Source organism: Pseudomonas uvaldensis, from assembly GCF_021271205.1.
In the GTDB taxonomy this organism is placed as follows: Bacteria; Pseudomonadota; Gammaproteobacteria; order Pseudomonadales; family Pseudomonadaceae; genus Aquipseudomonas; species Aquipseudomonas uvaldensis.
Window position 1 is genome coordinate 535,226 of the sequence record NZ_JAIWKS010000006.1, and the last position, 12,105, is coordinate 547,330.

Annotated in this window: 10 protein-coding genes; 4 read left to right on the top strand and 6 right to left on the bottom strand. The window is 60.2% G+C overall.

The genetic code is table 11. From position 1 onward, the window contains the following. Positions 1–8 precede the first annotated feature (8 nt). Positions 9–1,388 carry an MFS transporter gene (locus tag LCU97_RS17190; protein ID WP_053155424.1) on the top strand — a complete coding sequence of 460 codons (1,380 nt, stop codon included), beginning with the start codon at positions 9–11 and terminating at the stop codon, positions 1,386–1,388. A 117-nt stretch (positions 1,389–1,505) separates the two neighbouring features. Here LCU97_RS17190 and LCU97_RS17195 read toward each other — a convergent pair whose 3' ends face one another. Next, positions 1,506–2,459 (bottom strand): adenosine deaminase, encoded by a 954-nt coding sequence (locus LCU97_RS17195; protein WP_053155423.1) that lies wholly within the window; start codon positions 2,457–2,459, stop codon positions 1,506–1,508. 208 nt (positions 2,460–2,667) lie between these two features. Here LCU97_RS17195 and LCU97_RS17200 point away from each other — a divergent pair, with 208 nt between their 5' ends. Then, on the top strand, positions 2,668–3,759 hold the full coding sequence (locus tag LCU97_RS17200) for a calcium:proton antiporter (protein WP_053155421.1): 1,092 nt from the start codon (positions 2,668–2,670) through the stop codon (positions 3,757–3,759). A 90-nt stretch (positions 3,760–3,849) separates the two neighbouring features. On the opposite strand, the gene LCU97_RS17205 is transcribed toward LCU97_RS17200, so the two are convergent. The 5 genes from LCU97_RS17205 to LCU97_RS17225 all read right to left on the bottom strand — a co-directional run bounded on the left by LCU97_RS17205 (position 3,850) and on the right by LCU97_RS17225 (position 8,857). After that, complete coding sequence (locus LCU97_RS17205) at positions 3,850–5,208, bottom strand: 8-oxoguanine deaminase (protein ID WP_232777273.1); 1,359 nt, start codon at positions 5,206–5,208, stop codon at positions 3,850–3,852. Between the two features lie 248 nt (positions 5,209–5,456). After that, positions 5,457–6,143, bottom strand: a complete 687-nt coding sequence (locus LCU97_RS17210; protein WP_232777274.1) for an SDR family oxidoreductase — start codon at positions 6,141–6,143, stop codon at positions 5,457–5,459. 421 nt (positions 6,144–6,564) lie between these two features. Continuing rightward, positions 6,565–7,146, bottom strand: a complete 582-nt coding sequence (locus LCU97_RS17215) for an IMPACT family protein (protein ID WP_053155417.1) — start codon at positions 7,144–7,146, stop codon at positions 6,565–6,567. A 7-nt stretch (positions 7,147–7,153) separates the two neighbouring features. Next, positions 7,154–7,804: a TetR/AcrR family transcriptional regulator gene (locus LCU97_RS17220; protein ID WP_232777275.1), complete on the bottom strand. Its 651-nt coding sequence runs from the start codon at positions 7,802–7,804 to the stop codon at positions 7,154–7,156. Positions 7,805–7,936: 132 nt separating this feature from the next. Beyond that, the gene (locus LCU97_RS17225; protein WP_053155413.1) at positions 7,937–8,857 is read right to left on the bottom strand and encodes a LysR family transcriptional regulator; all 921 of its coding nucleotides are present in this window, start codon (positions 8,855–8,857) and stop codon (positions 7,937–7,939) included. Positions 8,858–8,978: 121 nt separating this feature from the next. Between LCU97_RS17225 and LCU97_RS17230 the strand changes: the two genes are divergently transcribed. Together LCU97_RS17230 and LCU97_RS17235 are read left to right on the top strand one after the other, a co-directional pair. Next, positions 8,979–10,328, top strand: a complete 1,350-nt coding sequence (locus tag LCU97_RS17230; protein WP_053155411.1) for an aspartate aminotransferase family protein — start codon at positions 8,979–8,981, stop codon at positions 10,326–10,328. Between the two features lie 72 nt (positions 10,329–10,400). Then, positions 10,401–11,894 carry a CoA-acylating methylmalonate-semialdehyde dehydrogenase gene (locus LCU97_RS17235; protein ID WP_232777276.1) on the top strand — a complete coding sequence of 498 codons (1,494 nt, stop codon included), beginning with the start codon at positions 10,401–10,403 and terminating at the stop codon, positions 11,892–11,894. The last annotated feature ends 211 nt before the right edge of the window (positions 11,895–12,105 follow it).

Genomic DNA, 12,105 nt, shown 5'->3' on the forward strand with positions numbered 1-12,105 from the left:
AAAACCATATGAACACTCACGGCTACAGCGCGGCCGAACGCCTGGAACGGCTGCCCATCAGCGGCTATCACCGGATTATCTTCATCATTATCGCCCTGGCGTTTTTCTTCGACTCCATGGACCTGGCGATGATGACGTTCCTGCTGGGTTCGATCAAAGCCGAGTTCGGCCTGAGTACAGCCCAGGCGGGGCTGCTGGCCAGTTCCAGCTTCTTCGGCATGGTAGTGGGAGCGTCGCTGTCGGGCATGCTGGCTGACCGGTTCGGGCGCAAGCCGGTGTTCCAATGGAGCATCGTGCTGTGGGGCCTCGCCAGCTACCTGTGCTCCACCGCTCAGGATATCGAGACACTGACGCTGTTTCGCATCCTCCTAGGAATCGGCATGGGTATGGAGTTTCCGATTGCCCAGTCGATGCTCTCGGAGCTGATCCCGGCCAGGCAACGGGGACGTTATATTGCCTTGATGGATGGCTTCTGGCCCCTGGGCTTCGTGGCGGCGGGAGCGCTGTCGTATTTCCTGCTGCCGGTGATTGGCTGGCGTGACATTTTCCTGGTACTGGCGGTGCCGGCGATATTTGTCCTGGTGATTCGCTTCTTCATCCCCGAGTCGCCGCGTTGGCTGGAGCAAGCCGGGCGGGACGACGAGGCGGATGTCGTGTTGCAACGGATCGAGGACAAGGTCCGGGCATCGCTGGGACGCCAGGCGCTGCCGGAGCCTGTCCGGCTCCCGAGGCTGGCGGATACGCCTGGCACGTTCTTTTCGGCTCTGGCGCGGATCTGGTCGCCGTTGTATCGCCAGCGCACGATGATGATCTGGAGCGTCTGGTTCTTTGCCCTGCTCGGTTTCTATGGGTTGACCTCGTGGCTCAGTGCTCTCTTGCAGCAGTCGGGGTTCGCCGTGACCCAGTCGGTGTATTACACCGTGCTGATTTCCCTGGGCGGTATTCCGGGGTTTCTGATGGCGGCCTGGCTGGTGGAGCGTTGGGGGCGTAAACCGGTGTGTGTCATCACCTTGTTGGGCGGTGGTGTGATGGCCTTTCTCTATGGGCAGAGCGCGGTGTTTGGCGGCAACGTCGGTCTGCTGATCGGCTCCGGATTGCTCATGCAATTCTTCCTGTTTGGCATGTGGGCAGTGCTCTACACCTACACCCCGGAACTGTATCCCACCTCGGCACGGGCTACGGGGTCGGGATTTGCCTCGGCGGTCGGTCGCATCGGTTCGTTGCTGGGGCCATTGGTGACCGGGTTGCTGTTTCCCATCACCGGGCAGGGCGGTGTGTTCGCCTTGGGGGCGTTGTGCTTTGCCGTGGCGGCAGGGGTGGTCTGGTTGTTCGGGATGGAGACGCGGGGCAAGACGTTGGAGGAGTTGAGCGAGGGCTCGGCCGGGTAAGCACCAGTCTCCTGTAGGAGCGGGCTTGCTCGCGAAAGCGGTGGGTCAGCTGCATCAATGTTGAATGTGCTGGCGCATTCGCGAGCAAGCCCGCTCCCACAGGATGGCGCGTGAGGCTTAAGGTTTCACCAACCGCGCATCCAGGCTGTTCTGCGCCAGGCGTCTGGCCTGGTCCTGGGTCATGCCCAGGTGTGTATGCAGGGCGTGGAAGTTTTCGGTGACGTAACCGCCGAAGTACGCCGGGTCATCGGAATTGACGGTCACCTTCACGCCGCGCTCGAGCATGTCGAGGATGTTGTGTTGGGACATGTCGTCGAACACACACAGCTTGGTGTTGGACAATGGGCACACCGTCAGCGGAATCTGCTCGTCGATGATCCGCTGCATCAGCCGCTCGTCTTCGATGGCCCGGACACCATGGTCGATGCGCTGGATCTTCAGCAGGTCGAGGGCTTCCCAGATGTACTCGGGTGGTCCTTCTTCGCCCGCATGGGCCACGGTCAGGAAGCCTTCATGGCGAGCCCGGTCGAACACCCGCTGGAACTTGCTTGGCGGATGCCCCATCTCCGAACTGTCCAGGCCCACGGCCACGAAGGCATCGCGGAACGGCAGCGCCTGGTCGAGGGTCTTCTCGGCCTGCTCTTCGCTCAGGTGGCGCAGGAAACTCAGGATCAGGCCACTGGTGATGCCCAGTTGCTGCTCACCGTCCTTGAGGGCGGCGGCGATGCCGTTGAGCACCACTTCGAAGGGGATGCCTCGGTCGGTGTGGGTCTGCGGGTCGAAGAACGGTTCGGTGTGGATAACATTCTGCGCTTTGCAACGCAGCAGGTAGGCCCAGGTCAGGTCGTAGAAATCCTGGGAGGTGCGCAGCACATCGGCGCCCTGGTAATACAGGTCGAGAAACTCCTGCAGGTTGTTGAAGGCATAGGCCTTGCGCAGGGTGTCGACATCGCTCCAGGGCAGGGCGATCTTGTTGCGTTCGGCCAGGGCGAACAGCAGCTCGGGCTCCAGCGAACCCTCCAGGTGCAGGTGCAATTCAGCCTTGGGCAGGGCGTTCAGCCATTCGTACATGCTCTTTTCTCATCAGTGAATCAATGGCGGCATTCTACAGAGGCTGACGGTAATGTCTGGTAAAACCTGACCGGCTGATCCACTTGAGAGCCGGACCTGCCTGCGACGAGTTTTTCGCAGCCCGACAAGGGCACCTCACACCGGACGAAACGTTCACGGCCCCCCACAGTCTAGTAGGTCATGACCCACCGACGGTGACTGGCTCGCGATGTTCATGTTGATCAAGCAAGAAACGCTGCTGTTGCTGGCGCTGCTCGCGGCGTTGGTCGCCTACCCGTTGGAGCACTGGCTGTTGGGCAGCGGGCGGATCGTAGCGTTGGCGGGCGGGTTGATACTGATCGGCTTCATCGTCGCCGCCTCGATGCGCGTGGCCCATCATGCCGAATTGCTGGCGGAAAAGGTCGGCGATCCTTACGGCACGATGATCCTGACCCTCTCGGCGGTGCTGGTCGAGGTGGTGATCCTGGCGATCATGATGAGCAACGAAGCGTCGCCGACCCTGGTGCGGGACACGATCTATTCGGCGGTGATGCTCGATATCAACGGCATCCTCGGGCTGGCCGCGCTGATGGGCGGGCTCAAGCATGGCGAGCAGGCCTATAACGACGATTCGGCGCGCACCTACAGCGTGATGATCCTCACCGCCATGGGCGTGTCGATGGTGGTGCCAGAATTCATTCCTCAGGAAAACTGGAAGCACTATTCCGCCTTCACCATCGGCGCGATGATCGTGCTGTACACCCTGTTCCTGCGCATGCAGGTGGGGCCCCACAGTTATTTCTTCAGCTATAGCTACCCGGAAAAACGCCGCAGGAAAGAGCCGCTGGAAACCGAGCCCGAGCCCATCAGCCTGACGTTTTCCATCGCCGCGCTGGTGTTTGGCGTGGTGGTGATCGGCGCGCTGGCCGAAGTGATGTCCAAGGCCATCGACCTGGGATTGGAGGGTTCCGGCGCACCACCGGTGGTCACGGCCATTCTGGTGGCGGCCATTTCCGCCGCGCCGGAAATCCTCACTGCCCTGCGCGCCGCACTCGCCAATCGCATGCAGTCGGTAGTGAACATCGCCCTGGGGGCTTCGTTGTCGACGGTGATCCTGACGGTACCGGTGATGGAGGCCATGGCGCTCTATACCGGCCAGCCGTTCCAGATGGCAATGACGCCGGTGCAGACGGTGATGATTTTCATCACCCTGATCGTCAGCGCCATCAACCTCAACGATGGCGAGACCAATGCCATAGAAGGCATGACTCACTTCGTGTTGTTTGCGACGTTCATCATGTTGTCCTTGCTGGGGCTTTAGAAGCATCGCGGGCAAGCCTTGCTCCCACAGGTATGTCTGGAGGGTATCTCCATCCTTGTGGGAGCAAGGCTTGCCCGCGATGACGTCCGATCAGGTCCCTGCAATCAACGCCCGCGCCGCCTGTCTGTGATCGGCAATCAATCCTTTCAAGTCCAGCCCTTCGACCTGACCGTTTATGACCCGCCATTGGCCGCCAATCATCACCCGGTCCGCACGGTCCGCGCCGCACAGCAGCAGTGCTGAAATCGGGTCGTGGCTGCCGGAAAATCGCAGCTCATCGAGCTTGAACAACGCCAGGTCCGCCTGTTTGCCCTCCGCCAATTCACCGATGTCGCTGCGTCCGAGCAACTGTGCCGAACCTCGGGTTGCCCAACCCAGCACCCGCTCCGGTGTGATGGCCTGCGCGCCATAGCGCAGGCGCTGGATGTACAACGCCTGGCGGGCTTCGAGGATCATGTTCGAGGCATCGTTGGATGCGGAGCCATCCACCCCGAGGCCAAGCGGGGCGCCAGCGGCGGTCAGGTCGATGGTGGGACAAATGCCCGAGGCCAGGCGCATGTTGGAACTGGGGCAATGACAGATGCCGGTGCCGGCGGCGCCGAGGCGGATAATTTCATCGGCATTGAAATGAATACCGTGGGCCAGCCAGGTACGTGGGCCGAGCCAGCCGACACTGTCCAGATAATCCACGGTTCGCAGGCCGAAGCGTTGCAGGCAGAAGTCTTCTTCGTCGAGGGTTTCGGCCAAGTGCGTGTGCAGGCGGATATCGAGGCTGTTCGCCAGCTCGGCGCTGGCGCTCATGATCTCGGGGGTGACTGAAAAGGGCGAACAGGGCGCCAGGGCAATCTGAATCTGCGCACCGTCTCCACGCTCATGGTAACGATCGATCAACCGTCGACTGTCGTCGAGAATCACCTGGCCTTGTTGCACGGTCTGCTGTGGCGGCAAGCCCCCGTCGGCTTCGCCCAGGCTCATGGAACCGCGGGTCAGCATCGCGCGCATGCCCAGCTCACGGACGCTTTGTACCTGTACGTCGATGGCGTCTTCCAGGCCTTCGGGGAACAGATAATGGTGATCGGCCGCCGTGGTACAGCCCGACAGCAGCAACTCGGCCAGTGCCACTTTGGTTGCCAGGGCAAGTTTTTCCGGCGTCAGCCGCGCCCAGACCGGATAGAGGGTTTTCAACCATGGAAACAAGGGCTGATTCACCACCGGTGCCCAGGCACGGGTCAGCGTCTGATAGAAGTGATGATGGGTATTGATCAACCCCGGCAGGATCACATGTTCACGTGCGTCGAAAACGCTGTCGCAGGGGTGGGTTGGGTGCTGGCCGGCGCTCAGGAGTTCCACGATGACACCGTCCTGCAGGACGAGGCCGCCACGGGCATCGAGCTCGTTGGCCGTGAAGATGGCGAGGGGATTTTTTAACCAGGTGCGGGTCGCAGGCATGATGGCCGGCTCCTCTGAAAATGGGTTCAGGTTAGCCAGCTCAGTGATGCCCTGTCTGCTGATCCAGGGTCGCCGTTGGGGGCGAGGTGCCGAGTTTACTCAGGTTGCCGGACAGGTTTCCAGTGCCGGGCCAAATGCTTTTGTGGGAGCGGGCTTGCTCGCGAAGGCGTCAGTGCATTCGACATGGGTGCAAGCTGACCCACTGCTTTCGCGAGCAAGCCCGCTCCCACAAGGGATATGCGGCGTGTTTACCAGGGAATGGTTTCGCCTCTGTAGTTGACGAAGTGATGCCCGCCCTTACCGGCAAACGCGTTGACCTGATCGACCAGACCGCGTGTGCTGGTTTCGACATCGATGTCCGCTCCTTCGCCACCCATGTCGGTTTTCACCCAGCCCGGATGCAGCGACAGGACGGTCAATGCCTGGTCGCCCAGTTGAATGACGAAACTGTTGGTCATTGAGTTGAGGGCGGCCTTGCTCGCCTTGTACAGCGCCAGCTCCGGTGCGTCGGGCATGGTCACGCTGCCGAGCACCGAACTCATGAACGCCAACACGCCGCTGCCATCGCGGATCTGGCCAACGAAGCGCTGGGCCAGGTTGATCGGCGCCACCGCGTTGGTGAAGAACAATTGGCCGACTTCGGCCAGCGTTGCGCCGCCGGGGGCCTGATTATCAGGGCCTTTGACGCCAGCGTTGACGAACAGCAGGTCGAAGGTTTCATCCTTGAGCTGTTGGCTCAGGGCGATGACGGCATGCTGGTCGTCCATGTCGAGCTTTTCAATGCGCACCGGGCCCAAGGCCTTCAGGGCTTCTGCCTTTTGCGGATTGCGAACGGTGGCGGTCACGTTCCAGCCATCGTCCAGTAGCGTTTTCACCAGGCCGAGGCCCAGACCACGGGAAGCGCCAATGATCAATGCATGTTTTGCCGAATTCATGGGTAGCGTCCTTGGAAGAAAAGACATCGTGGATTCAAGGACCCGGAGCATACCCCAGGCTTGCGGTTCTATGCTCCCCAAACGAGCGGTTAAAAAATGAGCAACTCCCTGGGAAGCCTGTCTTTACTGGCGCAGCGGCAGGCATGAACGGGTTATCCACAGCTTGCTCCACAGTTATTGTGCGCAAGCCGAGCGCTTGGGCATAAGCGCTGGGCGGCTTTCTTCTAAAGGCGATAAACCGCTGCAACCAGTTGTTTTATTGACTGATTTGTGAATAGGTGAGAGCCCTGGATAAAAAATGAGCATCCTTCTAGAACCCGCATGACAGCAGGGTTACAGGCGGGTGTGCTCAGGTTATCCACAGCCGGGTGCACAGAGGATGTGGGCAATTAAGGATGTGTTCGCCGTGCTTCTGACTGCATCATCGCGCCAATAGAATGCGTCCACGGCTCAAATCAGCCAGCTGTTTTTGCAACGTGTCGATTTGGCTTTCGCCTACCGCCAGCTGCAACTCCACGCCGTTGGCGGTAAACCCTTCTGTGTTCACTAGTCCGCCACATTCGGCCACGCGCAGTTTCACCAAGGCCAGTTCGGAGAACCCGCAAGTACAGTGCAGCGTCACACGGCTGATCAGCTCGACTTTCACGGCGCCTTGCAGGCATTTGTTCGCGCCGCCGCCGTACGCCCGGGCCAGTCCGCCCGTGCCCAACTGGATTCCGCCATACCAGCGAATCACCAACACCACGACCTGATCGCAATCCTGGGCTTCGATGGCGGCCAGGATCGGCCGTCCGGCGGTGCCGCCCGGTTCTCCATCGTCGTTGCTGCGGTACTGGGCGCCCAGTTTCCAGGCCCAGCAATTGTGCGTCGCGTTCAGGTCGCTGTGCTGATCAATAAAGGCCTGGGCCTCTGCCGGGCTACTGATGGGGGCGGCGAAGGTGATGAAACGGCTTTTGCGAATTTCTTCGCGGTACTCGCAAAGGCCGGCAAGCGTAAAAGGCATGGGAATCTTAAAGAGTGGGTGTCAGGCCGCAGCCCTTGAGGATGATGCGGATCAGGTTATCGCCGGCATCGATCATGTCTTGTTTGGTCAACTTGCTACGGCCGGTCACGCGGCAGATCTGGGTAGCGAAGTCGGCGTAGTGCTGGGTGCTGCCCCACAACAGGAAGATCAGGTGCACCGGGTCGACCGGGTCCATCTTGCCCGCATCGATCCAGGCCTGGAGCACGGCCGCGCGGCCCTTGAACCAGGTGCGGTAGTCCTGGTTGAAATACTCGGTCAGGCACTCACCGCCGCTGATCACTTCCATGGCGAAGATCCGTGAGGCCTGAGGCCGGCGGCGGGAGAACTCCATCTTCGCACGGATGTAGCGGGTCAATGCTTCGGCCGGGTCGTCCTCGGCGGTGAGGGTGTTGAAGGTGCTGTCCCACAGTTCAATGATGTTGCTCAGTACGGCCACGTACAGCCCGAGCTTGTTGGTGAAGTAATAATGCAGGTTCGCCTTGGGTAATCCGGCATTCAAGGCGATGGTGTTCATGCTGGTGCCCTTGAAACCGTGGCGGGCGAACTCATCTTCAGCCGCCTTGAGGATGGTCTCTTCGTTCTTCTGACGAATGCGGCCGGTGGGCTTGCCACCGTGGGCTGGGACTTCGAAGGTCATGGACGTTTCCGGGCTGGGTCTGTGGGGCAAGCAAAAGCGTTGATAGCGCACCGGCAATGATCCGACAAGTGCCGTTGTGACAAAAGCCTTGCAACGATAATTGAGCAATGTCCCTTATCGCATTTGCGGGCGTCAGCGAGTCGCCGCAAGACTCTCAAGAAAACTCTCGAGCACCAAGTGAGGGCGACGGCCCTTGCGCGTCACCGAGGCCAGGCTCAGGTCATAGAACCGCTCCCTGGGTTTCAGGGCGCGCAATCGGCCTTGCTGGACCCAGAGGTTGGCGTAGTGATCCGGCAGATAGCCGATGTAGCGTCCGGTGAGAATCAGGAAGGCCATCCCTTCGCGGTCCGATGCGCTGGCGGTGCAGTTGAGTGCCTGGTAATGGGCCTGGATTTCGGCTGGCAGGCGGAACGTCGGCGCAATCGCATCCTGGTCGTTCAGGCGCGCTTCGTCGAGTTGCAGGTCGTCCACGTAAAACAGTGGATGTCCGACGGCGCAATACAGCAATGAGCGTTCACTGTAGAGCGGCTGATACTCCAGCCCGGAGAGCGCACTGGCCTGGGGCACCACACCGACATGCAAGCGGCCGTCGAGGACTCCCTGCTCGACTTCGTTGGGGGGGATCATGCGAATCTGGATCTGCACGTCGGGCCCACGCTCCTTCAACTGAGCCAGAGCATGAGTGATGCGCATGTGGGGCAGGGTGACGAGATTGTCGGTCAGGCCGATGGTCAGTTCGCCACGCAAATGCTGATGCAGGCCGTTGACCTCGGTGCGAAAGCTTTCCAGTGCACTCAATAATTGCAGCGCCGATTGATACACCTCCCGACCTTCCTCCGTCAGCGAAAAACCGGCTCGCCCACGTTGGCACAGGCGCAGCCCGAGCCGTTGCTCAAGATCGTTCATCTGCTGGCTGATGGCCGATCGGCCAATGCCAAGTACGGTTTCCGCCGCAGAAAACCCACCGGATTCCACTACGCTACGAAAGAGGCGCAGCAAGCGAATGTCGAAATCGCTGACTTGGGCCAGCGGATCGGGGCGGCGAACGCTCATAGTTTAGTGAACCGCTGACTGAAGGTTAGAAAAGTTGAATTTCACCGACTTTATCCCCGTGGCAACGTAGCTGCAATGCACTTCTGACTCCATGCTGTCTATACCTTGCGAGGTTTTGTCGATGAACATGCCCGAACACGCTGGTGCTTCCCTGGCCAGCCAGCTCAAGCTCGATGCCCACTGGATGCCTTACACCGCCAACCGAAATTTTCTGCGCGATCCTCGTCTGATCGTCGCGGCCGAAGGCAGCTGGCTGGTCGATGACAAGGGGCGCAAGGTGTACGACTCGCTGTCCGGGTTGTGGACTTGTGGCGCCGGGCACACCCGCAAGGAAATCCAGGAAGCGGTGGCCAAGCAGCTGGGCACTCTGGATTATTCGCCGGGCTTTCAATATGGCCACCCACTGTCGTTCCAGCTGGCGGAAAAAATCACCGCTCTGACGCCGGGCAACCTCAATCATGTGTTCTTCACCGACTCGGGCTCCGAATGCGCCGATACCGCGGTGAAAATGGTCCGCGCTTATTGGCGCCTCAAGGGCCAGGCGACCAAGACCAAGATGATCGGCCGCGCCCGCGGTTATCACGGTGTCAACATTGCTGGCACCAGCCTGGGGGGTGTGAACGGCAACCGCAAGCTGTTCGGCCAGCCCATGCAGGACGTCGACCACCTGCCCCACACGTTGCTGGCGAGCAATGCTTATTCCCGTGGCATGCCGAAGGAGGGCGGCATTGCCCTGGCCGATGAGCTGCTCAAGCTGATCGAGCTGCATGATGCGTCCAATATTGCCGCCGTATTCGTCGAGCCATTGGCCGGATCTGCCGGTGTGCTGGTGCCGCCTGAAGGTTATCTCAAGCGTCTGCGGGACATCTGCGACCAGCACAATATCCTGCTGGTATTCGATGAGGTGATTACCGGTTTCGGCCGGACCGGTTCGATGTTCGGCGCGGATAGCTTTGGCGTCACCCCCGACCTGATGTGTATCGCCAAGCAAGTCACCAACGGTGCGATTCCCATGGGCGCGGTCATCGCCAGCACCGAGATCTACCAGACTTTCATGAACCAGCCGACCCCCGAGTACGCGGTGGAATTTCCTCACGGCTATACCTATTCGGCACACCCGGTGGCGTGCGCGGCAGGGCTTGCGGCGCTGGACCTGCTACAAAAGGAAAACCTGGTACAGAGCGTGGCCGAAGTTGCGCCGCATTTCGAGAATGCGCTGCATGGCATCAAGGGGGCGAAGAACGTCATCGACATCCGCAATTTTGGCCTGGCGGGCGCGATTCAGATTGCTCCTCGGGACGGCGATGCAATCGTGCGTCCGTTCGAAGCGGGCATGGCGCTGTGGAAGGCGGGGTTCTACGTCCGATTCGGCGGCGACACCCTGCAGTTCGGGCCGACGTTCAACAGCAAGCCACAGGACCTGGATCGGTTGTTCGATGCGGTCGGTGAAGTGCTAAACAAGCTGGACTGACGTTTTCTTCCTTATAACCTTCAATAATGGGTGTCCAGGCATGGACGCCCGTGGATAAATTCCGGAGTCCCCATGAGCCTCATCCCGCATCTGATCAATGGCGAGCTGTTGAGTGACAGCCCTCGTACGGCTGACGTGTTCAACCCGTCCACCGGCCAGGCGATCCATAAAGTGCCATTGGCCGACCGAGCCACCATCCAGCAGGCCATCGACGCTGCACATGCGGCTTTCCCGGACTGGCGCAAAACGCCGGCGGCCAAGCGTGCCCAGGTGATGTTTCGTTTCAAGCAACTGCTGGAGCAGAACGAGTCGCGTATTGCGCAACTGATCAGCGAGGAGCATGGCAAGACGTTGGAAGATGCGGCCGGTGAGCTCAAGCGTGGTATCGAAAACGTCGAGTTCGCCTGTGCCGCCCCGGAGATTCTGAAGGGCGAATACAGCCGCAACGTAGGACCGAACATCGACGCGTGGTCGGATTTTCAACCGCTGGGCGTGGTGGCGGGTATCACTCCGTTCAACTTCCCGGCGATGGTCCCGCTATGGATGTACCCGCTGGCGATCGTTTGCGGCAACTGTTTCATCCTCAAACCCTCCGAGCGCGATCCGAGCTCGACCTTGCTGATTGCGCAACTGCTTCTGGAAGCCGGGCTGCCCAAGGGCGTATTGAGCGTGGTGCATGGCGACAAGGTTGCGGTGGATGCGCTGATCGAAGCGCCGGAAGTGAAGGCGCTGAGTTTTGTCGGTTCGACGCCGATTGCCGAATACATCTATGCCGAGGGCACTCGGCGTGGCAAGCGCGTCCAAGCGCTGGGCGGAGCGAAGAACCACGCGGTGCTGATGCCGGATGCGGACCTGGACAATGTGGTCAGTGCCTTGATGGGGGCTGCCTATGGTTCCTGCGGCGAACGTTGCATGGCTATTTCGGTGGCTGTCTGTGTCGGGGACCAGGTGGCGGATGCGCTCGTGAGCAAGCTGGTTCCGCAGATCCAAGCGCTGAAGATTGGCGCCGGCACCTCGTGCGGTCTGGACATGGGGCCGTTGGTGACTGGACAGCATCGCGACAAGGTCAGCGGTTATATCGAGGACGGTGTGGCATCGGGTGCGACTCTGGTGGTCGATGGTCGTGGCTTGAGTGTGGCCGGGCACGAAGAAGGTTTCTTCCTCGGAGGTTGCCTGTTCGATCGCGTGACGCCCGAGATGCGCATCTATAAGGAAGAGATCTTCGGGCCGGTGCTGTGCATTGTTCGGGTCAATAGCCTGGAAGAGGCCATGCAACTGATCAATGATCACGAATACGGCAACGGCACTTGCATCTTCACCCGTGATGGTGAGGCGGCGCGGCTGTTCTGCGATGAGATCGAGGTCGGCATGGTGGGCGTCAACGTACCGTTGCCTGTGCCAGTGGCCTACCATAGCTTCGGCGGTTGGAAGCGTTCGCTGTTTGGCGATCTGCACGCCTACGGCCCGGATGGCGTGCGTTTCTATACTCGACGCAAGGCCATCACTCAGCGCTGGCCGCAGCGCGCCAGTCATGAGGCTTCGCAGTTCGCGTTTCCCAGCTTGTAATTGTAAACACAGAGGCCGGCGCCATAGGGCGCTGGCCTCTGTGTTTTCAAGGCTTTTAACCGATATGACAGAATTATGAAAATAGCTGTTGACGGCAGATTCTGAGTCTCTATAATTCGCCCCACTTCCGGCGCAGTCGAAACGGAAAACTCCTTGAGATTCAATGAGTTAAGTAGGTTTCGGCGATGCAGGGCTTCAGGTCATCGAAGCG